We start from the raw sequence: 19,984 nt of genomic DNA on the forward strand, positions 1-19,984 counted from the left end.
TAAGCCTGTTCGTTTTTACTTATACATATATATGTCACATCTTTTTGGTTACATTTCGATCAGCTATTCCATCGAGGCTTATACAAGCGTATAATCTCGCGACTTTTTAAAACGTCCATGAATTCGAGTGAGAACATGACTGATCTAAACAAATACCGAAATATAGGCATCTTCGCCCACGTTGATGCGGGTAAAACCACAACTACTGAGCGTATCCTGAAACTAACAGGTAAGATCCACAAAACTGGTGAAGTACACGAAGGTGCTGCTACTACCGACTTCATGGAACAGGAGCAGGAGCGTGGTATTACTATCCAGTCTGCAGCAACGACCTGTTTCTGGAAGGACCACCGTTTCAACATCATCGATACTCCTGGGCACGTTGACTTCACTGTAGAAGTTTACCGTTCTCTTAAAGTACTTGATGGTGGTGTTGGTGTATTCTGTGGTTCAGGCGGTGTAGAACCTCAGTCTGAAACTAACTGGCGCTACGCGAACGAGTCAGAAGTTGCACGTGTTATCTTCGTCAACAAACTTGACCGTATGGGTGCTGACTTCTACCGCGTTGTAGACCAGATCAAAAACGTACTAGGTGCAAACCCACTTGTATGTACTCTTCCTATCGGTACTGAAGATCAGTTCGTGGGTGTTGTAGACGTTCTGACTAAGAAAGCTTACGTATGGGATGATTCTGGCCAGCCAGAAAACTACGAAATCCAAGACGTTCCTGCTGACATGGTTGACGACGTGGAGATGTACCACGAGCAACTAATCGAAACAGCGGTTGAACAAGACGACGATCTAATGATGGCTTACATGGAAGGCGAAATGCCATCTATCGAAGACATCAAGCGCTGTATCCGTAAAGGTACTATCGCTCTAGACTTCTTCCCAACATTCTGTGGTTCTGCATTCAAGAACAAGGGTGTTCAGCTAGTACTAGACGCAGTGGTTGACTACCTACCAAGCCCAACTGAAGTTGATCCACAGGATCTAACAGACGAAGAAGGTAACGCAACTGGCGAGAAAGCGATCGTATCACCAGACGAGCCTCTACGTGCGCTAGCATTCAAGATCATGGATGACCGCTTCGGTGCTCTAACCTTCGTACGTATCTACTCTGGCGTACTGAACAAAGGTGACACAATCCTTAACTCTGCAACAGGTAAGACTGAGCGTATCGGCCGTATGGTTGAGATGCACGCAGACGAGCGTAACGAACTATCTTCTGCAACGGCGGGTGACATCATCGCGATCGTTGGTATGAAGAACGTACAGACTGGTCACACTCTATGTGATCAGAAGCACCCATGTACTCTTGAAGCCATGGTCTTCCCAGAGCCAGTAATCTCGATCGCTGTTGCACCTAAAGATAAAGGCGGCTCTGAGAAAATGGGTATCGCAATCGGTAAGATGGTTGCAGAAGATCCATCATTCCGCGTTGAAACTGACGAAGATTCAGGCGAAACCATCCTTAAAGGCATGGGTGAGCTTCACCTAGACGTTAAAGTCGACATCCTTAAGCGTACATACGGCGTTGAGCTAAACGTAGGTAAACCACAGGTTGCTTACCGTGAGTCGATCACTATCCCAGTTGAAGATAGCTACACGCACAAGAAACAGTCGGGTGGTTCAGGTCAGTTCGGTAAGATCGACTACCGCATGAAGCCAGGTGAGCCAGGTTCTGGTTTCACATTCAGCTCTTCAGTTGTTGGTGGTAACGTTCCTAAGGAATTCTGGCCAGCTGTTGAGAAAGGCTTCGCGTCTATGATGCAAGAAGGTACGGTTGCAGGCTTCCCAGTTGTGGACGTTGAAATCGAACTGTTCGACGGTGGCTTCCACGCAGTCGACTCTTCTGCTATCGCATTCGAAATCGCAGCGAAAGGCGGCTTCCGTCAATCTATGCCAAAAGCGGGCCCACAGCTTCTTGAGCCTGTGATGAAAGTTGACGTCTTCACTCCTGAAGATCACGTTGGTGATGTTATCGGTGACCTTAACCGTCGTCGCGGCATGATCAAAGACCAGGAAGCTGGCGTAACTGGCGTTCGCATCAAAGCAGACGTACCTCTATCTGAGATGTTCGGCTACATCGGTCACCTACGTACTATGACATCGGGTCGTGGTCAGTTCTCTATGGAGTTCAGCCACTACTCACAGTGTCCAGCTAACGTAGCAGAGACTGTTATCGCTGAAGCGAAAGAGCGTAAAGCGAACAAGTAATTCGCCCAACGCAAAAAACCCCGCCATCGCAAGATGCCGGGGTTTTTTAATGCCCACTTTTCAATTAATCGCGGCCTTTTTAAGACCACTCCAACAAGCGCTGAGTGTTGGAGCTTTATCGCAGATGAAGCGATAAGCTAATTGCATCACCATCACCAAGTGGTACACTATATGGTACACGAATGGAGGGTGTTATGATTACTCTAAACGCAACCGAAGCACGCAAATCTTTCTTCGACATCATTAAACGAACCAATCAACAGCATGAAATCGTTGAGGTTCAACATAAAAACGGCAAGTCCGTAATCATGTCGTCTGAAGAGTATGAAAGCCTACAAGAAACCCTCCACCTCCTATCACAAGAGGGTTTTGCCAAGGCGTTTAAAGAGGCTGTTGAAGAGGCCAACAGCGGCAAGACGGACAGCTTTGATAATGTTTTCGGTGAGTCATTGTGACCGACAGACGTTACGACATAGAACTAACCAAACAAGCCCAAAAAGACATTAAGAAACTATCACCGAAGCTGAAAGAGAAACTCAAAGATATACTAAGGAACAAGATTGCAGTGGATCCGTTATCAGGAAAAGCACTGCTAGGCGACTTAGCCGGTTATTACTCGGTAAGACTCACCTTTCAGGACAGAATTGTCTATCGAATCGAAGATGGGCGCTGTGTGGTGATTATTATTCGGGCTAAGACACACTATGGTGATTAGATCGCGGCCTTTTTAAGACCGCTCCAACTGGCGCTGAGTGTTGGAGCTTTATCGAAGATGAAGCGATCGATTAACTCGTCAACAGCGAGCAAAACGGAATAAAGTCGTAACGCTCACCCGCTTTAATCTCAACATCCGCTGGTAAATGCAGCAAACCATCCGCATTCAACGCTGAGGATAGAACGCCTGAACTCTGATTCACCACACGTTGTGCGACACCGGCATGCAGCTCAACACGCATATACTCATCGCGAGACTGTGCAGCTCGAACCACAGACGTTTCAACCGGAATGCGCAACGCCTGCTTGTACTCCGCTCCCTGAAGATGCATCAAACAAGGACGCGCCAGCAACGAGAAGGTCACTAAGGCTGACATTGGGTTACCCGGCAGACCAAAAATAGGGGTCTGCCCTACCCGACCCGCGGCAAAAGGCTTACCCGGACGAATACGAATACGCCACAAGTTAAGGGAACCCAACTCATCGATCGCACTCTTAACATGGTCCTCTTCACCTACTGAGACACCGCCCATAGTCAGAATCGCATCCGCCTGTTCTGAAGCTGTAATCAATGCATCGCGTGTCGCTTGATGATTATCAGCCACCTGACCCATATCCACCACGTCAAAGCCCGCTTGGCGAAGCAGCTCAACCAACATAGGTCGATTAGAGTTGTAGATCTGCCCAGGTTGCAGAGCAACACCGGGCTCTACAAGCTCATCACCCGTCGACAACAGTGCGACTGTTAGGGGCTTAAAGACCTTTACATGTGTAATACCGGTTGAGGCACAGATACCTAGAGCCGGCGCCGTGAGTCGCGCCCCCGCCTCTAAAATCACTTCTCCGGCTGTAATATCCAAACCGGCCTCTCGAACATTCTCGGCCGCTTTGGCCGTTTGCAGAATACGCACGCCCTTGTCACAGAGCTCGGTGTTCTCCTGCATCACCACACAATCCGCACCATCGGGAAGCTCGGCACCGGTAAAGATTCTGGCCGCGGTCCCGCTGACTAATGGCGTAGTGACTGCGCCAGCAGGAATGCGTTGTGAAATAGCCAGCTCGGCACCCGCGATCGCATCTTTGGCAGCCAGCGCATAGCCATCCATCGCAGAGTTCGCGTTAGGCGGCACATTGATCGAAGCGACCACCGATTCCGCTAAAATTCGGCCAGCTGCATCATTCAGAGCGAGAGTCTCTACCTCTGCAATAACAGAGAGCTGATCAAACAGCGCTTGGCGCGCATCATCCAGTGGAATCAGCGGCTTCATCGCCGACATTACTCTGCCGCCTCGATGGCAAGACGCTGCGCTTTTACCTGCTCAAGCAACGCCACAAAGTTACATGGGCGGTGGCGGTTATCGAGCTGTGACTCAATGATGCTCCAGCCTGTACGGCAAGCACCAGTTGAACCTGGCATACAGACGATCAAGGTTCCGTTAGCCAGACCGGCAAACACGCGTGACTGTATCGTCGAGGTACCGATCTCATCCCAAGAGACCTTACGGAACATTTCACCAAAGCCTTCGACCTCTTTATCGAACAGCACCTTGAGCGCTTCCGGCGTTGAATCGCGCAATGCAAAGCCAGTACCACCGGTACTCAACACAACCTGCACTTCAGGATCTGCAATCCAGTGCGAGACCTGTGCGCGCAACAGATAGACATCATCCGGCAACAGTGCGCGATCGATCAGGGTATGCCCTGCTTCAACGGCTGCATTCGCTAGAAAGTCACCCGAGGTGTCATTCGATTCGTTACGAGTGTCCGATACAGTCAATACTGCAACATTCAGACTGACAAACTCTTTACCGTTACTGCTCATTGTCTCTCCAAGCTCATACAGAGGGTTAATTTAAGGGATATTATTACGAACTTTACCGGCAGACGCACTGATGCGCATCAACCGCCGGTGGCATTCATAAAACGGAGTATTTGCGGCTCGTTCGCTAGATCAAAGTGATGTTTTTCAGGCTTAAGATCCATAGAGTCGATGATCGCCTGCTCTAGTTTAGCGGCACGTACTTCAGGGTCTGCCTCAGAGCGCAACAGATCACGCAGATCCATAGAGTGCTCGTTACCTAAACAGAGCAACAAACGTCCCTCAACCGTCACACGCACACGATTACACTCGGAACAGAAATTGTGCGAGTGCGGCGAGATAAAACCGATGCGCGTATTAGAATCCGCCATGCGGTAGTAGGTAGAAGGACCCGCTGTCTGCTCGTGCGTCTTCTCCAGTGGGTAGACCTGCTCAATTAACTGACGCACATCATCGCTAGAGCAGTAGGCCTCTTCGCGATCATGCTCAGTAATGGCACCCAGCGGCATCTCTTCAATGAAGCTGATGTCCATGTCACGATCACGCGCGAAGTTGACCAGATCGACCACCTCATCATCGTTACGGCCCTTTAAAATCACCGCATTTAACTTAACGCGTTTAAAGCCCGCAGCACAGGCGGCATCGATACCGGCAATGACCTGATCAAACTTATCTTTGCGCGTCAGCTCTTTAAAACGATCCGCTTTGAGCGTATCCAAAGAGACGTTGATACGCTTTACACCGGCTTCCACCAGATCATTCGCCATAGTCGGCAGTTGCGAGCCATTGGTCGTTAAGACCAACTCAATGTCCAACTCACCCAACTTTCGGATCAGCGTCAAAATATCACGACGTACCAACGGCTCACCGCCAGTCAAACGCAGCTTATTGACACCCAGACGCACAAACGCCGCGCCCACCTCATAGATCTCCTCCAGAGTCAGCACCTGCTCGCGCGGAAGAAAGGTCATCTCCTCGGCCATGCAGTAGACGCAACGGAAGTCACAACGATCCGTCACCGAGATGCGCACATAGTCGATGTGGCGACCAAACTTATCGATCAGTTTCAAAGGTGTATTCATGGGCTCAAGTATAACGACTCGTGTAACAGTTTTTTAGCAATTCTTTGCGAAACTTTACGCTCTAGATCAATGCTTTTGATCAGTTAACAGCCTATTATTAGATCATTCTAATTTAACTCCCTTAAAAAGGACCTCCCATGGATACCAAAGCAAAACTGAGCCACACCAGCGTTGCGCTGCACTGGATAGTCGCCCTACTGATGATCGGCTCAATGATCATTGGCCTGACACTAGAAGAGATGGAGCGCAGCCCAGAGAAGTTCGACCTACTGAAACTCCACATGACGGCCGGCGCCGTTGTATTTGGCTTTGCCGTATGGCGCTTAATGGTTCGTGTGAAAAACGGATTCCCAGAGTCACTGAGTGATGTCCCACCGAGGCAGAAGAAGATCTCCATCATCGTCATGAGCTTCCTGATTGCAGCGACACTGTTCATGCCTATCTCTGGTGTACTGATGCAGGTTGGCGAAGGTCACGCCGTAATTATCTTTGGAATGGAAGTGATCGCACGCAGCAACACAGAGATCGAATGGTTAGAAAAGCTCGGCCACATCGGCCATGGCCTCGGCAGCAAACTACTGATGCTCGCCTTCTTCCTGCACGTCGCTGCCAGCTTCAAACATATGCTGTTTGCAAAAGACGGCACCATGGCCCGCATTTTTGGGAGAAGGGTTTAGCCTAACGCCAAAGGGCTGCATAAACTCCAAAGATCTTGGTAAGTAAATAAAGGCTGGAGCAAAACTAATCCAGGTATTGCTCCAACACTTTATCAGCACCCATTAAAGGAAGAAGTCGCAGCAAAACCTGCTCAACAACCTGAATCTCTGACTGAATAATAAACTTAGCTTTGCGCTGCTTCCAGGAGAGAGTTTGGACTAAGCTCGAAGCAACTACAGATGGCTTGTCTAAATTGTTGACTGGCACTTCGGTAGAAGCACCACGAATACTTGTACTTACAGGACAACAAATAAGCAAGCCTGTTTGTTGATGGTATGCTTTGGATGATAGGACTAGAGCGGGACGATACTTACCGATCTCTTTACCCTTAACAGGCTCAAAATCTAACCAAATTATGTCACCACGAGAAGGAACGTAAGAATTAGACATTACTCGCCCAATTCCGAACTCATTGGCGAAGCCAGCTCATCCGCATGAGCAGAGTATGAATCTAACCCTTCAAGCAAGGACTCTTCAGTAAAAGGCAACTTTAAGTTTTTACCCTTCCTTTTAGGCTCAATTACAATTCGCCCTTCAGACAGCTCAATGTTGATGGCTGAGTTTATCGAAAGCCCTAAGTCGGACATAAAAGTGGATGGGATTCTTATAGCTGCACTATTACCCCATTTATTGATTTGAGATTCCATAACAAGCCCTATAGTTTATTCAATGTATATACACTAACACACAAACACCCAGTGTCAACTTTGTATATACATCCAATAATTGGTTAAAAATGAATTAGCATGCATAAAGTTCTTTCGTAGACATCCACTAAAAGCGAAACCCTTAAGTTTTACAATTGTAAAACACGACAAAGAGTTATATCATAGTATAACTAAAAAGGAGAAGAGCATCATGGCTTCCGTAGCAGTTCGCCAGTCAGGTGGGGCTAATATAATTAGCATTCCAAAAGCTATTGTAAAAACACTAGGCCTCCACGTTGGATCAAAACTTGAGCTTTCAATTGTCGAGCAAAACATTGTGCTCACACCGATTGAAGAAAAGTTGACCTTAGAAGGATTACTTGCCAATAGTCCAAAGGAGTCCTTTGCTCCGCTAGACGAAGACAGAGAGTGGCTGGACATGAAACCCATTGGTAAGGAACTCTGATGTACGTTCCAGAGAAAGGAGACATTGTACTACTTAGCTTTGATCCCAGCTCAGGAAAAGAAATCATCAAAAGAAGGCCTGCCTTAGTGATTTCCCGAAACGCCTTCAATAAGCATACTGGATTCGTAATTGTCGCACCCATTACCAGTACTGTACGGGGCAATGCCTTAGAAGTTGAATTGGAAGATACATCGACCAAAGGAGTCATTCTTGTACATCAGTTACGCTCACTCGATGGCAAAAGTCGCGATATCAAGTTTATAGAAAAAGCCTCAACCTCTGTAACCGCAAAAGTCACAAAAATTGCTTTCACAATCATTAGCTAAAAATTGTGAACAATTTATGCGGTGATTGGAACGAGTCCAATTAACCTCAGATAAAATACAACTTCAGCTATCTTTTCAAAGCACTCAAAGAATCCCCAAAAGTAGCAATCAGCCTGCGCTTCTCCGAACTGCTCGAAACCATATACTAAAGACAACAAAACTATCAGCTGCAAAAAGAGGCCATAAACAGCCGTTTAATATAGAAACGGCTTGCTACAACATTTTTGAGCCGGGCTTTTACATAGCCTATAGCTTTTCTAGAAATTAGCTCAGTAATGGTAACGACACGAGATGATTGTTATTGCATCGTCATCAATTACGTAAACAAGCCTATTCGTATCATCAATTCGACGGGACCAAAAGCCCGATAAATTTTCCTTTAAGGGTTCTGGTTTGCCGATCCCTTCAAAGGGAGAACGCTTTACATCAGCAATGAGTTTATTAATACGCTTGAGTGTTTTTTTGTCTTGAGTTTGCCAATGCAGATAGTCACCCCAAGCCTCATCAGTCCATGCCAGCAAGCAACTACTCATCAATCACATCTCGTGCTGCCGTTTTACCAGCACGGTACTGTGTAATTGAACGGTTTAGGTGCGCTGCATTACTTGGTGAGCGAAGTAAATGGACGGTTTCCATAAGGCTATTGTAATACTCCAAAGACATAACGACTGCGTCTTCAGAATCTCGGCGTGTAATAACGATTGCATCAGCATCGTTGACTACGTTATCCAAAACGGTTTTTAAGCCATTTCTTGCTTCAGTAAAAGATACAATTCTCATAAGAACCTCTTCATATACATCCAATAGCAAAAATATATAGGCTATTGATCTACATGTACAGCAAGCTGAACATGATGTCTTTTCGAAGCCACCGGGTTTGCTCAGGAGCACTTCAGTAAATAGCGCTTACCGGACAGCAAATAAGCAAGCCTGTTTGCTGATTGAAGGCAACTTTAAGCTTTTACCCTTCCTTTAGGGTTCAATCACAATTCGTCCATCAGATAACCTCCACATCAATAAGATCATACTGTTTGTGTGTTCCTACGAAACGAACAAAAACAATTTTATATTCTCACAGCCAAACGCATGACGGAGGAGAGCATGGAATTAAAAGCCCGAAAACAACATATCAATTGATTTAAGTATTATTTGCTCATCACTCGAAAGAGAACAGACATAATCTTGCAACTCTCGATTCGGAATGGCTGCCAAAAATTGGATTGCTAAAATTCGCTGTTCTCCATCAACCGCAAATACCGGATTGAGACTAACTGCTGGCTTAAACGCGCCACCAACATCTAGAAGCGGAGCTACAACACGAGTACTGAGGCTATCCAATAGATCAGCTTGCAAATCCACAACAAGCCCGCCATCTTTTAAACGGTAAACATCGTACCTAGCCATTAAAATGACCTAAACTTTTCAAGAGGCAATCCATTCTCTTCAACGAATGCATTAGAAGACATTAGAGCCTCCTTATTCTCTTGAAGCCAAAGATCTCTTTGCTTTTGCTTAACGGCCTGCTGAATACCTACTTCTGCCGATCTAGAAATATTAACTCCAACCTCTTTGGCTATAGTTAATAGCTCTGCATCAATTGATAAATTAGTAGGACGCCTAGTGGTGGATCGTGAACTCGCCGTGCGCATATGAAAACCTCACATATTGATGTGTAAATTTTATGCGCATATAGATTGCTATGCAAATAGCAGTTTAGGCCTTAATAAGCCGTCGTTATGAAACACAAAAAAGCGGCCATGAACAGCCGCTTGTAATTTTTTGTAGGAGGGAATTGCCCGAAGGACAAACCCCGACCTTAATCTTATACAGCTCTAGCTTCACCCTTCCTAAAAATCAAACCCGCACTAATACCCATCCAAACCCAGAACCAAGCACTCATCCAACCTCCATAGAAGTTGTTATGAGTATTAAACGGAAAGAATCCAGCCCACAAAGCTACTAAAGCACCAACAGCTAGTAAAGAACCTGTTTTACCAACTTGAATAGTCGTTCGTGCCAACCAAACAAAGAAAGCAAGCAGTCCTACCAAACCAAGAACACCAGCCCCCGACCACGCCTCTAGCAATATTTGGTGAGTATGCGAGGGACCTTTTAATTCATGCCCATCTTTGTTCCATTCAGTTATCCAGCGTGTACCTGCAGGATCAGGCAATAATGGCTGTGCATAGCGAAAATTATTAACACCCGTCCCTACTATTGGACTACTCAAACCTAATTGAATAGCATCATCCCAGATATCAACACGGCCAGACAGTGTATTATCCAATCCTTCACGTGTTGGATTACTAAACACCGTTAATGTTTGATTTAGCTTGATTTGAAGGCCTGGCTGCTGGTACGCAAAAACACCAGCAATCGCGACAGCTGAAAACAGACACAATGAAACAACATAGGTTTTAAGTGACGGTTTGAAACCTCGCAATAAGGCAACGACAGGAACAGCACACAGTGTAACTAAAACCGACAACCAAGCAGAGCGGGTTCCACTGATATACACCAAACAAATAATGAACAAGCCAAAAAAGATGGCTAGTAAATTTAAGCCTCTAGCCCACAAAGCGAAAACAAGGAAAGAGAATAGCGAACCTAGAATCACACCCATCATCAATCCGCCATCAACAAAAGGGTTATCACGCGTATGAATGCCTTGGTTATGGCTACCGCCTGGGCCAAATGGATTGCTCGGGTCAACGTACTGCCAAATGGCTAACACACCCCAGAAAGCCACAATTACAGAAATAACATATACAGACGACATAACATTCACGCCATCTGACAAGCGATTGTAAATAAAGTAACCCGCTAAAAAGGAAAGTGGATAGGTCCCAATAAACTGAAGCGTTCTTCCGAAATCAACAGTATTAATCATCGAAAAGATGGCTGGAACCCAAATAAAAAAACCTCCGAACAACAACCACTTAGTACCTAATGAAAAACCACCATCACGAATCTCTTTCACAAGGAGATATGCGCCCACCATAGCCATCACAAAAAGCGGGTACCAAAGAGTCTTTCCAAGTGGTAGCGAGAAAAAATAAAGCCCGAGCAGGATTGTTAAATCGTTTCGAATCAGAAAGCGCATAAAGGAACTACTCACATATAAATTTATAGCGACAATTTTACAGATAAAAAAGAATCAATACAGTCACTTTAAAGTGGTAGATAAGCAGCGATTATCGGACGCAAAAAAGCACCTAATTTTAGGTGCTTAGTCATTTTATATACTGCCTAAAAAAGGCGCTCCTTCAGAAACTCAGGAGCGAAGTCAGCACCATTCGGCCAGACGACTGTCTCTAGTTCAGGATCCACTGAAACGCGTGAAAAGTAATTTTCATCACGAAGTGGTTCAAACATCATGCCTTGTAAGGCACCAGATAGATCAACCAGGCCTTCTGTGCCGTCGTCAAAAGAAACCCAAAGACGATGATTTTTTTATGTATTTCGCAGACTTTAAACGAATAGCCTGCTCCATCTAAAGCAAAAACCGCAATCAAGAAGGCAATCAAAACCTTCTCTTTCCATAGAGTTTCAATCAACTCAAAGAGATCAATCTCATCATCTTGGTAAGTAGGCTTTAACCCTTCTGACATCCTGACGTTCCTTATAGGAGGTTCTTAAATTTAAGGGTTTAGATATGGTGCGTAATGTAACAACTCTAACCGAGTTTCATGACATTATTTGTCTGCTTCGATTGGCTATTTTGAAGTAGGTCCACGTTTGAGCTGGAAGGAGCAAAGTCCTTCACTATATCAATCAATAGCTGGCGAGCAGTTTGACTGTTGTTGGTTTCAATCGCTTTGCGAATACCACTTAGCACTCGATCTAGCTCCTCGCGCGAAGCAAACTCTTCATCGGCGGTTAGAATTTTAGGATGCTCGGTACCTGCCGCGTTATTTCCAATCAGCAGCTCTTCATAAAGCTTCTCACCTGGACGCAATCCAGAGAATACCACCTCAATATCACCGGTTGGGTTTGAGGTATCTTTAACTGTGCGTCCGCTCAGGCGAATCATCTGTTTGGCTAAATCGGCAATCTTCACCGGCTGGCCCATATCAAGCACAAAGACATCACCGCCTTTTGCCATACTTCCCGCTTGAATGACCAGGGATGCCGCTTCGGGTATGGTCATGAAGAAGCGATTTATCTCTGGGTGGGTCACGGTAATAGGGCCGCCCCGTTCAATTTGCTTCTTAAACAGAGGAACCACCGAGCCAGAAGAGCCCAGCACGTTGCCAAAACGAACCATCGAGAAAATGGTATTACTATGATTTTCGGCCGCTAAAAGTTGTACCACAATTTCTGCAAGACGTTTCGTTGCGCCCATAATATTTGTCGGCCTTACCGCTTTATCAGTAGATATAAGAATAAAACGCTCAATGTTTAACTTTTTAGCAACCGATGCAACAACAGCCGTACCCAAAGAATTATTCTGCACGCCCTGAAGAACATTATGTTCAACCAAGGGGACATGTTTGTAGGCTGCAGCATGATAAACCGTTTGAACGCTGTAATGCTGCAGCACTTTAGTAACACGATTTTCATCCAGAACTGTGCCAAGAATTGGAAGTAACTGACACTCAGGATTCACATTACGAATCAGTAATGAAAGTTCAGCTTCAACAGTATAGAGCGCATATTCTGACTGTTCATATAGAACCACTTTAGCCGCGCCGTAGGTCACCGCTTGGCGTGCTAGTTCAGATCCTATAGAACCACCAGCCCCAGTAATACAAACAGACTTACCCTCAATACTTCTAGCGATTAGGGCCTGATCGGGCGGAATTTGATCGCGACCTAAAAGATCTTCGATCTCAACTTTACGCAGATCGTCGACGGCTTTACCAGAAATCAATTCACCCATGGTTGGCATGGTAAGAATGTTCACAGATAGATTAGACAGACGCTTAAGAATCAAACGACGCTGTGCTGCTGTCACGTTGAGCATCGCGAGCATAATGCTATCGACACTATGTCGCCCAACCAACTTTTCTAGTTCGCTTGGGGAATAAACTCGCAAGCCACAGACAATGCTTTTCTGTAAGTTACGATCATCATCAATGAAAGCGATGGGTTTAACATCTCCTCCGGCTTGCAATGAGAGCACAAGCTGAGCACCAGCACTACCCGCACCATAAATAAGTGCAACATGCCGACTAGAGACCTTACCCGACAACCAGTGATAGTAACTACGAAGAATAAGACGACTACCGCCCAAATAAAGCCAAGCTGACAAACCAAAAATAATGGGCACTGAGCGTGGTACTCGCCAAATATCGAAAATAACTGCCGATAAATAGAGAACTAAAACAAGAAGAAAAACTCCAAAGGCCACAGACTGAAGCAGCTTAACGTTCATGTATCGCATTACCGCACGATACATACCAAACTTGATGAATATCAGCACACCAAGCACAGGTAGCATTAAGAACAGCGCCCAGGCATCTTCTAAATAAGACGCAGGCCACCAATCGGATAGTCTTAAAGCAAAGGCAGACCAAAGGGCAAAAACCAACGCAAATGCATCAGCAACAACCAGAATAACCCGTTTAACAGAACGAGGTATATTTAGAATTTTTTGATGTAAACCCGAGCTTTTAAGGTGCATAAAACGACCAGTCAAAATACTAGTGTCCAATTATAGATGAAAAACCAAAAGCAATTACAATTTTAGTTTGTTAGCTTACAAACTAGAGAAACAACGCCTTTTAGTTTAATAGTTTTCTACAATTCTTAACTGCACCTCATCTAACGGATCACATTTCTTTAGCCGCGTTATAGTCAGAAACTACTTGCGATAAAACCGAGCATGTTTTATTGATCTCAGCTTGAGTCAATGTTGGATGGCACAAAAACATCAAGCTTGATTCGCCAAGACGCTTCGCTACTGGAAGGCGCTCAGCAGGTCGCCAACCCGTTCGGTCAAATGCCTTCTCTAGATACACCTCAGAACAAGAGCCTGAAAAACATGGCACACCAGATTCATTGATTTTAGCCATAATCGAGTCACGATCTTGTTCAGTACCGTCAACGAATACATAACATTTGTAGGCAGCGTGCTCGCATCTCTTTCCTTGGTCACACGCCCCTTCACAACGCTCACAATGGAACGACGGAACTCTCAGGCCCGGAAGCGCTGCAGCCGTTTTCCAAATCTGATTGGCATACTCAACCCGAGTCTTATGCCAAGCAGTCATTCGCTTGAGTTGAATACGCCCAACAGCGGCCTGCATCTCTGTCATTCGCCAATTAGTGCCAAATCTCTCATGTAACCATCGAAAACCTGGAGGATGTACTCGATTGTATATCGCGTCCCAACTCTTGCCATGATCCTTAATTGACCACATCCGCGACCAGAGCTCAGTATCATTGGTAGTGACCATACCACCCTCACCACCGGTAGACATAATCTTATCCTGACAAAATGACCAGGCGGCAACATGCCCGATCGAGCCAACGGAACGCCCCTTATAGCGTGCACCATGCGCCTGAGCACAGTCTTCGATGACAAAAAGTTCATGTTGTACAGCCAGTTCATGAATATCGTCCATCTCACACGGCCATCCGGCAAGATGAACACACAAAATAGCTTTCGTTTGCGGCGTTAATACAGCCCCGATAGTTTCAGCTGTGATATTCTGAGAATCAGGATCCACATCAGCAAAGATGGGTTTAGCACCTGAATTAACAATACTAGACACAGATGCAACGAATGTTCGGCTAGTGACAATTACCTCATCACCCGGCCCAATACCTAACCCTTGAAATGCCAGATCAAGCGCGACGGTTCCATTTGCCAAAGAAATGGCATGTTTGGTTTCAGAAAATGCCGCGAACTCCTTTTCAAATTCACGACACTCAACCCCAGTCCAGTAGTTAACTTTGTTAGAGAGAACAACGCGACTAACTGCATCAGCCTCTTCCTGAGTGAAACTAGGCCAAGATGAAAAAGGAGTATTGAGCATTTGAGCTACCGATTATGGACTTTGAAACGGTATTTTAACCCTGAAGAATACGGGCTGGAACCCCGACGGCAGTTACATGAGCTGGAAGATTGGAAATAACTACAGCTCCCGCCCCGACACAAGTACCGGAATCGACGCTTATACCCTGTACGACAGAGGCTCCGAGACCAATCCATACTTGAGAACCAAGCACAACATCCCCTGCTAATGCTGCACCCGGTGATATATGCACAAATGAACCGACTCGGCAGTCATGATCAATTGAACTCGACGTATTTACAATACATCCTTCCCCAAGCGTAGCACCGGTGTTAACTACAGCTCCGGCCAAGACTACTGTCCCTCTGCCTATTTTTGCCCGGGAACTCACACTTGCCTTAGGGTGAACTAGGGAAACTAGAGGGGCGGAAACATCGGCAAGTTTTGCAAATAAACTAGCTCGAGTAGAATTAGAACCAACACCGACAGCAACACCGTCAAAGCTGGAGATTGACTTTATAAGCTCTTGAAAGGAGCCAGAGCATATCCAATCATCGATAACACTGACTCTCGGATCATCATCAAAAAAAACGATACTATCCCACCCCAGAAGCTCAGCGACATCTGCTATTACTCTACCATGGCCACCCGCACCCAGAATTGCCAGTTTTTTCATAAAGGTAGAAGCACCAATTAATTTATGTATTTCGGGGAAGAGTGAGTATCATTAAATTGCAAAGATTTACTTTTCTGCGATCTCTTCAATCAATTTACGAGCAACTTCAATTCGTGCAGCACGTTTAAGTTCAAGTTCCATCAATGCCACATTCTCATCACGGAGACTTTTTTGGTATAGAGCTACTATGCGCTTCTGACGATCATCAAAATCATCAGTGTTATATTCTTTGCCGTCAAGTTCAAACTTAGCCATTTGATTTCCCTTTATTTTTCACGCATTGCGTTAGACATAGTCTCGATTATAGGTTCTAGGAAGTAGTTTGCAATAGTCCTTACACCTACATTAATTGCTATAGTTCCATCCACTCCGGGGATTAGATGGGAATTCTTTTGGTCTACAATTTTAGCAATCGCAGAGTAATAACGCATACCATCCTTGGTCACGGTAACGTCACCATCGATTTCAAAGACAACACCTTCTAATTTATCTCCGCCTCTTACATCCATATTACTGAGGACAATTTTTCCGCTTTGAGCAGGCTGTATATCGTTGATATTTTGAGGATTAATTCTCATTTCAAATGCCATCTCAGTATCCAATGGGACATATTCAGCAAGCACAAAACCAGGCTCTACAACCTGCCCTAAACTGTCGACATTGATTTTAGTTACCCGTCCGGATGCTGGAGACACAAGATTTTGTTTCGTTACCTGCGCATTAAGCACATTTAGTTCACTTGATATCTGCTCGACCTGCATGCTGACTTGAAATAACTCATTCGCAAGCTGATTTGAGAATTGAGTATCAATCTGAACTATCTTCTGATTTAACAACTCTTGCTCTCGTTCTATTTGCAAAGTCTTACTATTAAGCTCTTGGCCAGATACTCTGGTTGCATCTAGTTCCTGTAATGCAGTTAAGTAAGCGATCTCACCCTCAAACCCTCTTTCGAACAACTCTTTAACCAATCGCACTTTTTTGGCTGCCAAATCCGCCGCCGCTTTATTCGCCCTCAATTGTTCTTCAAGGACTTTCTGTTGTTCTTTGAGATTCTCAATTTGAATAGAAACTGAAGATTTCTCACGCATATTTGCTTCTAACTGGGCATCAAAAATCTTTCTTTGAATATCAAAATGGTAAGCATCGTATCCATCTTTAAAGACAAAATGAGTAGCTTTATCAAGACCCGCAACAAGACGATCTTTCGCGATAGAGAGGGAGGCTTTTTGTTTAAGCAACTCTTGTGCTTTTTGGTTCTGCTCAGAGAAATCAAATGTAGCGATTACATCTCCCGCTTTAATCATCTGACCGGTCACAAGATCAAATGACTTTATTCGTCCGCCGTTAATTGTTTGAATGCCACTGGACGCTTTAAGTGGACGGACGTTCCCTGGAAGAGTTATCGACTTATCAATTTCAAAAACAAATGCCCACCACGTAAGGGTGACAAGCAATCCAACCAACACCCAAAAAACACCTAGAGGGCTAAGCAAACTTTTTAAGAACTTCATCTCGCCCTCCATCTAGAACCACTCGACCATTCTCTATAACAATAATTCGATCGACCAAATTAAGAATGGGTTTACGGTGGGTTACCACTATGAAAGTTCGCTCTTTTAGCATTGCATGAATGTTTTTGATAAAGAGCATTTCATGCCTTGGATCCATAGCACTGGTCGGCTCATCGAGTAGTACATACTTAGGATTGGTAAGAAAGCTTCTTGCCAGGGCAAGAATCTGCTTTTGTCCACCGGAGAGTTCACGCCCATTTTCAGAGAGCTTGAATGCCAAACCATTGGGAAATTGAGCAAGGATACGATCAAAGCCTGAAAGCTTGAGAGCCTGATCAATCTCCTCATCAGTAGCATCTTTCTTGGTTAAACAGATGTTCTCTCTGATGGTGCCAGAGAAAATACCTGGCGTTTGACCAAGATAACCCACGTAGTCTCGGAGCACGGTTTGGTTAATGGCTGAGATATTATAATTACCGATTGAAATCGCACCACTTGTGGGCGTGTAAACCCCAGCAATCAACTTTAGCAATGTTGATTTACCAGAGCCAACGCTACCGACAATACCAATCTTCTCATTCTCTCGAATACGCAAACCAGGCACGTCCAAAATCGACACATTAGTATCTTCAATAGAGTAGTTGAGATCCTTGATTAAGATATCGCCCTCAACCCGTTTGAGCTTAAGGTTCTCTCTTCGAACCTCTTCACTCGAAACAGAGTTAAACACATGATCAAGCTTACGTTTGGAGACTGCCGCAGTAGCGATTTTCTGTATCAAACCAGAGAGCTGCATAACGGGCTGCTGAGCACGACCATTAAGAAGAATACTGGCGATCAGTGCTCCGGTGGTGATCTCTTCATTAATGACTAAATATGCCCCAACAGAGACAATCAGAATTTGACCCAACGAAGTAATCGCACCATTTAGGGTAGATACATCAGCCAAGCTATCTTTTAACTTAAATCCTGCCTCATTGTTTTGAGATACCACCCTCCCCCACTTATTACCAAAGAAGGAGTAATCACCAATAGATTTAATCGTTTCTAGATTAGACAGGGTCTCTATGAATTGGGACGACTTTTCAATAAAACTATTCTTGGATGAGGAAGCCTGCCCCTGCACCAAGAAGTAAAAAACAAGATTTACACCCAAAACTATCAGAATGAGGGCAAGGGAAACGTAGGCTATCTGATAACCAATTAAAAAAATGACTAACAGATAAATAATGATAAATGGCAAACCAACCAAAACGTTGATTGTAGTGCTTGTGAACAGCTCAATAATGTTTTCTAGGTCCTTAACTAAGGTGGCAGATGAACCCGATAATTTTGGCACCTTCTGCAAATCCCAGCTAATCACCTTTTCATAAAGAGCTTCTTGCAAAGTCTTCTCTACTTCAGCTGATGCACTATTAATAATGCGACCTTTCAAAAACTTGAGAAGCGTGTCGGAAGCGATCAACACGAGGACACCCGTCATAACTGTGACCAGTGTAGAGAGTGCACTATTTGGAATAATTTTATTGTAAACAACCATCACGAAGAGTGAGGTAAAAATAGCGAAAAAGTTACTAAAGGCTGTAGCGACAATCGCAGCAACAATATGACTGCGTTTTTTATTAATTTCCCGCGTTAACCACTGCGAGTGTTCGAGCATACCCATTACAAATGCCCCATCAGAGCTGAATAATCGATAATAGACTGATAATAATCCTTACGCAGCCTTATTAGAGCCTCATATTGAACACTTAATTCGATTTGTCGTGTGATAATTTCATTGAACGTAGACTGCCCCAATTTGCGACGCTCATCTAACTCAGCCAGAAGCCTTTCCCCCTCAGAGATCCGCCTCTCGATTAACTCAATACTGCGCGAAGTTAATTTGTTTAGGGTTTCTCGCTCACGCCGAGCCTTTGCTAAATCTAGAGATATCTGATCTCTTGCATCTTGAGCCTTGATAATACCGCGCTCAAGCTCCAAATCGCGGGAACTATTCGAACCGCCAGAGTAAATAGGTACAGACAATTTTAGGCCTGCCATACTTTGCGGTTTAGTTTCAGTATCAGAGAGCACAGAGAGGCTTGAGGTAAGCGTTATGCCATCCTTCTGCTGACTCAATTTCGATTGTAAATTAGCTATGTCGACATCAATATCGGCGACCTGTAGCTGTAACTCTCTTTGCTCACAGGCGCGATGGTCTATATTAGATGATTCAGTAAGATCTAAATCCAACTCGGGAACCTGATCCTCACCTAACTCCAAGCTCAATAAAGATCTCTCAATGCTTGCTTCAGCACCCAGACGTTTATTGATTAGTTCATTAGATTTAATTTCAGACTCAATAATTTCTTGAAGGCGATTTACTCCATTTTTCTCTTCAATCTCTAGAAAGTTACGCTGCATCTCAAGCCATTGCGCACGTTGATTGAATATATGTATTAGTTGCTGAGATGCACCAAAAGTTAATAGATCACTGTAAACTTGCTGTTTATTAGAAACCTCGATCGCTTTAAGTGAAAGGTCCAAGCGCTCCTGTTGTCGCGACAGCAGTTTTTGTTTGGTGGCCAGCGTCCAAAGAGATAAATCTAAGTTAATAGCGGCACCAACGTTATTTGCTGGCTTACCTTTGTCGTCCAAGCTTCTTGAAGTCTCAGTATAACTTGAGATATTGATAGGCAGCTCATCCATTTGAGATTGATTAATGGCATATTGGCGCTGCAAATCTTCTACGGAGATTTCATAGGACTTAGGCTTAGCTAAACTAGCAAACTCATTTGACCTGAGCTGATCAAGAAACACCGCATCAACCAATAAACACGCATTAGCATTCATGCTCAC

General features: G+C 44.8%; 25 protein-coding genes. 6 read left to right on the forward strand and 19 right to left on the reverse strand.

Annotation, left to right across the window (positions count from 1 at the left end; all coding sequences use genetic code 11):
* Nucleotides 1-135: 135 nt before the first annotated feature.
* From fusA to XMD530_RS01740, 3 genes are all read left to right on the forward strand, one after another.
* Nucleotides 136-2,220: an elongation factor G gene (gene fusA, locus XMD530_RS01730; RefSeq protein ID WP_173480305.1), complete on the forward strand. Its 2,085-nt coding sequence runs from the start codon at nucleotides 136-138 to the stop codon at nucleotides 2,218-2,220.
* Between the two features lie 194 nt (nucleotides 2,221-2,414).
* Complete coding sequence (locus tag XMD530_RS01735; RefSeq protein ID WP_173480304.1) at nucleotides 2,415-2,675, forward strand: type II toxin-antitoxin system Phd/YefM family antitoxin; 261 nt, start codon at nucleotides 2,415-2,417, stop codon at nucleotides 2,673-2,675.
* On the forward strand, nucleotides 2,672-2,935 hold the full coding sequence (locus tag XMD530_RS01740) for a type II toxin-antitoxin system RelE/ParE family toxin (protein WP_173480303.1): 264 nt from the start codon (nucleotides 2,672-2,674) through the stop codon (nucleotides 2,933-2,935). Before XMD530_RS01735 ends, XMD530_RS01740 begins: the two co-directional genes overlap by 4 nt.
* Before the next feature lie 70 nt (nucleotides 2,936-3,005).
* Here XMD530_RS01740 and glp read toward each other — a convergent pair whose 3' ends face one another.
* The 3 genes from glp to moaA form a co-directional block, all read right to left on the reverse strand.
* A complete protein-coding gene (gene glp / locus XMD530_RS01745) occupies nucleotides 3,006-4,211 on the reverse strand; it encodes a gephyrin-like molybdotransferase Glp (RefSeq protein WP_173506612.1) in 1,206 nt (401 codons plus the stop codon).
* Nucleotides 4,211-4,756 (reverse strand): molybdenum cofactor biosynthesis protein B, encoded by a 546-nt coding sequence (gene moaB, locus XMD530_RS01750; RefSeq protein ID WP_173506613.1) that lies wholly within the window; start codon nucleotides 4,754-4,756, stop codon nucleotides 4,211-4,213. Before moaB ends, glp begins: the two co-directional genes overlap by 1 nt.
* Nucleotides 4,757-4,833: 77 nt before the next feature.
* Nucleotides 4,834-5,835 carry a GTP 3',8-cyclase MoaA gene (moaA, locus tag XMD530_RS01755; RefSeq protein ID WP_173506614.1) on the reverse strand — a complete coding sequence of 334 codons (1,002 nt, stop codon included), beginning with the start codon at nucleotides 5,833-5,835 and terminating at the stop codon, nucleotides 4,834-4,836.
* 137 nt (nucleotides 5,836-5,972) lie between these two features.
* Between moaA and XMD530_RS01760 the strand changes: the two genes are divergently transcribed.
* A complete protein-coding gene (locus XMD530_RS01760) occupies nucleotides 5,973-6,512 on the forward strand; it encodes a cytochrome b (protein WP_173494775.1) in 540 nt (179 codons plus the stop codon).
* Nucleotides 6,513-6,576: 64 nt separating this feature from the next.
* On the opposite strand, the gene XMD530_RS01765 is transcribed toward XMD530_RS01760, so the two are convergent.
* A complete protein-coding gene (locus tag XMD530_RS01765) occupies nucleotides 6,577-6,942 on the reverse strand; it encodes a type II toxin-antitoxin system PemK/MazF family toxin (protein ID WP_173506615.1) in 366 nt (121 codons plus the stop codon).
* Entirely contained in the window at nucleotides 6,942-7,199 is a 258-nt protein-coding gene (locus tag XMD530_RS01770; protein ID WP_173506616.1) for an AbrB/MazE/SpoVT family DNA-binding domain-containing protein, read from the reverse strand. The genes XMD530_RS01765 and XMD530_RS01770 overlap by 1 nt, the downstream gene beginning before the upstream one ends.
* A 211-nt stretch (nucleotides 7,200-7,410) precedes the next feature.
* Between XMD530_RS01770 and XMD530_RS01775 the strand changes: the two genes are divergently transcribed.
* The gene (locus XMD530_RS01775; protein WP_173498269.1) at nucleotides 7,411-7,665 is read left to right on the forward strand and encodes an AbrB/MazE/SpoVT family DNA-binding domain-containing protein; all 255 of its coding nucleotides are present in this window, start codon (nucleotides 7,411-7,413) and stop codon (nucleotides 7,663-7,665) included.
* A complete protein-coding gene (locus tag XMD530_RS01780) occupies nucleotides 7,665-7,991 on the forward strand; it encodes a type II toxin-antitoxin system PemK/MazF family toxin (RefSeq protein WP_173498270.1) in 327 nt (108 codons plus the stop codon). The genes XMD530_RS01775 and XMD530_RS01780 overlap by 1 nt, the downstream gene beginning before the upstream one ends.
* Nucleotides 7,992-8,260: 269 nt before the next feature.
* On the opposite strand, the gene XMD530_RS01785 is transcribed toward XMD530_RS01780, so the two are convergent.
* The 14 genes from XMD530_RS01785 to XMD530_RS01855 all read right to left on the reverse strand — a co-directional run bounded on the left by XMD530_RS01785 (nucleotide 8,261) and on the right by XMD530_RS01855 (nucleotide 19,978).
* Complete coding sequence (locus XMD530_RS01785; RefSeq protein WP_173505748.1) at nucleotides 8,261-8,524, reverse strand: Txe/YoeB family addiction module toxin; 264 nt, start codon at nucleotides 8,522-8,524, stop codon at nucleotides 8,261-8,263.
* Nucleotides 8,517-8,771, reverse strand: coding sequence for a type II toxin-antitoxin system Phd/YefM family antitoxin (locus tag XMD530_RS01790; RefSeq protein ID WP_173498272.1), 255 nt, complete (start codon nucleotides 8,769-8,771; stop codon nucleotides 8,517-8,519). The genes XMD530_RS01785 and XMD530_RS01790 overlap by 8 nt, the downstream gene beginning before the upstream one ends.
* A 327-nt stretch (nucleotides 8,772-9,098) precedes the next feature.
* Complete coding sequence (locus tag XMD530_RS01800) at nucleotides 9,099-9,395, reverse strand: CcdB family protein (RefSeq protein WP_173506617.1); 297 nt, start codon at nucleotides 9,393-9,395, stop codon at nucleotides 9,099-9,101.
* Complete coding sequence (locus XMD530_RS01805; protein ID WP_173498274.1) at nucleotides 9,395-9,640, reverse strand: type II toxin-antitoxin system CcdA family antitoxin; 246 nt, start codon at nucleotides 9,638-9,640, stop codon at nucleotides 9,395-9,397. The genes XMD530_RS01800 and XMD530_RS01805 overlap by 1 nt, the downstream gene beginning before the upstream one ends.
* A 173-nt stretch (nucleotides 9,641-9,813) precedes the next feature.
* Nucleotides 9,814-11,094 carry an O-antigen ligase gene (locus XMD530_RS01810; protein ID WP_173506618.1) on the reverse strand — a complete coding sequence of 427 codons (1,281 nt, stop codon included), beginning with the start codon at nucleotides 11,092-11,094 and terminating at the stop codon, nucleotides 9,814-9,816.
* 146 nt (nucleotides 11,095-11,240) lie between these two features.
* Nucleotides 11,241-11,399, reverse strand: coding sequence for a DUF2442 domain-containing protein (locus XMD530_RS11480; protein WP_173506722.1), 159 nt, complete (start codon nucleotides 11,397-11,399; stop codon nucleotides 11,241-11,243).
* Nucleotides 11,366-11,602, reverse strand: a complete 237-nt coding sequence (locus tag XMD530_RS01820) for a Wzz/FepE/Etk N-terminal domain-containing protein (RefSeq protein ID WP_173506619.1) — start codon at nucleotides 11,600-11,602, stop codon at nucleotides 11,366-11,368. The genes XMD530_RS11480 and XMD530_RS01820 overlap by 34 nt, the downstream gene beginning before the upstream one ends.
* Nucleotides 11,603-11,667: 65 nt before the next feature.
* Nucleotides 11,668-13,632 carry a nucleoside-diphosphate sugar epimerase/dehydratase gene (locus XMD530_RS01825; RefSeq protein ID WP_217364139.1) on the reverse strand — a complete coding sequence of 655 codons (1,965 nt, stop codon included), beginning with the start codon at nucleotides 13,630-13,632 and terminating at the stop codon, nucleotides 11,668-11,670.
* 133 nt (nucleotides 13,633-13,765) lie between these two features.
* Nucleotides 13,766-14,974, reverse strand: a complete 1,209-nt coding sequence (locus tag XMD530_RS01830) for a DegT/DnrJ/EryC1/StrS aminotransferase family protein (RefSeq protein WP_173506620.1) — start codon at nucleotides 14,972-14,974, stop codon at nucleotides 13,766-13,768.
* Nucleotides 14,975-15,008: 34 nt separating this feature from the next.
* A complete protein-coding gene (locus XMD530_RS01835; protein ID WP_173506621.1) occupies nucleotides 15,009-15,629 on the reverse strand; it encodes an acetyltransferase in 621 nt (206 codons plus the stop codon).
* Between the two features lie 66 nt (nucleotides 15,630-15,695).
* Complete coding sequence (locus XMD530_RS01840) at nucleotides 15,696-15,884, reverse strand: hypothetical protein (RefSeq protein WP_173506622.1); 189 nt, start codon at nucleotides 15,882-15,884, stop codon at nucleotides 15,696-15,698.
* An 11-nt stretch (nucleotides 15,885-15,895) separates the two neighbouring features.
* The gene (locus XMD530_RS01845; protein ID WP_173506623.1) at nucleotides 15,896-17,143 is read right to left on the reverse strand and encodes an HlyD family efflux transporter periplasmic adaptor subunit; all 1,248 of its coding nucleotides are present in this window, start codon (nucleotides 17,141-17,143) and stop codon (nucleotides 15,896-15,898) included.
* A complete protein-coding gene (locus XMD530_RS01850) occupies nucleotides 17,118-18,809 on the reverse strand; it encodes a peptidase domain-containing ABC transporter (protein WP_173506624.1) in 1,692 nt (563 codons plus the stop codon). Before XMD530_RS01850 ends, XMD530_RS01845 begins: the two co-directional genes overlap by 26 nt.
* A complete protein-coding gene (locus tag XMD530_RS01855) occupies nucleotides 18,809-19,978 on the reverse strand; it encodes a TolC family protein (RefSeq protein WP_173506625.1) in 1,170 nt (389 codons plus the stop codon). Before XMD530_RS01855 ends, XMD530_RS01850 begins: the two co-directional genes overlap by 1 nt.
* Nucleotides 19,979-19,984: the final 6 nt, after the last annotated feature.

Source organism: Marinobacterium sp. xm-d-530, assembly GCF_013283365.1.
Lineage (GTDB): Bacteria > Pseudomonadota > Gammaproteobacteria > Pseudomonadales > Balneatricaceae > Marinobacterium_E.

What these genes read in the sequence shown, in the direction of transcription:
- XMD530_RS01765 (WP_173506615.1), bottom strand. Translation starts at nt 6,942, where the DNA reads ATGTCTAATTCTTACGTTCCTTCTCGTGGTGACATAATTTGGTTAGAT.
- XMD530_RS01845 (WP_173506623.1), bottom strand. Translation starts at nt 17,143, where the DNA reads ATGAAGTTCTTAAAAAGTTTGCTTAGCCCTCTAGGTGTTTTTTGGGTG.
- XMD530_RS01770 (WP_173506616.1), bottom strand. Translation starts at nt 7,199, where the DNA reads ATGGAATCTCAAATCAATAAATGGGGTAATAGTGCAGCTATAAGAATC.
- glp (WP_173506612.1), bottom strand. Translation starts at nt 4,211, where the DNA reads ATGTCGGCGATGAAGCCGCTGATTCCACTGGATGATGCGCGCCAAGCG.
- XMD530_RS01775 (WP_173498269.1), top strand. Translation starts at nt 7,411, where the DNA reads ATGGCTTCCGTAGCAGTTCGCCAGTCAGGTGGGGCTAATATAATTAGC.
- XMD530_RS01850 (WP_173506624.1), bottom strand. Translation starts at nt 18,809, where the DNA reads ATGGGTATGCTCGAACACTCGCAGTGGTTAACGCGGGAAATTAATAAA.
- XMD530_RS01735 (WP_173480304.1), top strand. Translation starts at nt 2,415, where the DNA reads ATGATTACTCTAAACGCAACCGAAGCACGCAAATCTTTCTTCGACATC.
- XMD530_RS01780 (WP_173498270.1), top strand. Translation starts at nt 7,665, where the DNA reads ATGTACGTTCCAGAGAAAGGAGACATTGTACTACTTAGCTTTGATCCC.
- XMD530_RS01785 (WP_173505748.1), bottom strand. Translation starts at nt 8,524, where the DNA reads ATGAGTAGTTGCTTGCTGGCATGGACTGATGAGGCTTGGGGTGACTAT.
- XMD530_RS01830 (WP_173506620.1), bottom strand. Translation starts at nt 14,974, where the DNA reads ATGCTCAATACTCCTTTTTCATCTTGGCCTAGTTTCACTCAGGAAGAG.
- XMD530_RS01820 (WP_173506619.1), bottom strand. Translation starts at nt 11,602, where the DNA reads ATGTCAGAAGGGTTAAAGCCTACTTACCAAGATGATGAGATTGATCTC.
- moaB (WP_173506613.1), bottom strand. Translation starts at nt 4,756, where the DNA reads ATGAGCAGTAACGGTAAAGAGTTTGTCAGTCTGAATGTTGCAGTATTG.
- XMD530_RS01810 (WP_173506618.1), bottom strand. Translation starts at nt 11,094, where the DNA reads ATGCGCTTTCTGATTCGAAACGATTTAACAATCCTGCTCGGGCTTTAT.
- XMD530_RS01855 (WP_173506625.1), bottom strand. Translation starts at nt 19,978, where the DNA reads ATGAATGCTAATGCGTGTTTATTGGTTGATGCGGTGTTTCTTGATCAG.
- moaA (WP_173506614.1), bottom strand. Translation starts at nt 5,835, where the DNA reads ATGAATACACCTTTGAAACTGATCGATAAGTTTGGTCGCCACATCGAC.
- XMD530_RS01790 (WP_173498272.1), bottom strand. Translation starts at nt 8,771, where the DNA reads ATGAGAATTGTATCTTTTACTGAAGCAAGAAATGGCTTAAAAACCGTT.
- XMD530_RS01800 (WP_173506617.1), bottom strand. Translation starts at nt 9,395, where the DNA reads ATGGCTAGGTACGATGTTTACCGTTTAAAAGATGGCGGGCTTGTTGTG.
- XMD530_RS01840 (WP_173506622.1), bottom strand. Translation starts at nt 15,884, where the DNA reads ATGGCTAAGTTTGAACTTGACGGCAAAGAATATAACACTGATGATTTT.
- fusA (WP_173480305.1), top strand. Translation starts at nt 136, where the DNA reads ATGACTGATCTAAACAAATACCGAAATATAGGCATCTTCGCCCACGTT.
- XMD530_RS01760 (WP_173494775.1), top strand. Translation starts at nt 5,973, where the DNA reads ATGGATACCAAAGCAAAACTGAGCCACACCAGCGTTGCGCTGCACTGG.
- XMD530_RS01805 (WP_173498274.1), bottom strand. Translation starts at nt 9,640, where the DNA reads ATGCGCACGGCGAGTTCACGATCCACCACTAGGCGTCCTACTAATTTA.
- XMD530_RS01835 (WP_173506621.1), bottom strand. Translation starts at nt 15,629, where the DNA reads ATGAAAAAACTGGCAATTCTGGGTGCGGGTGGCCATGGTAGAGTAATA.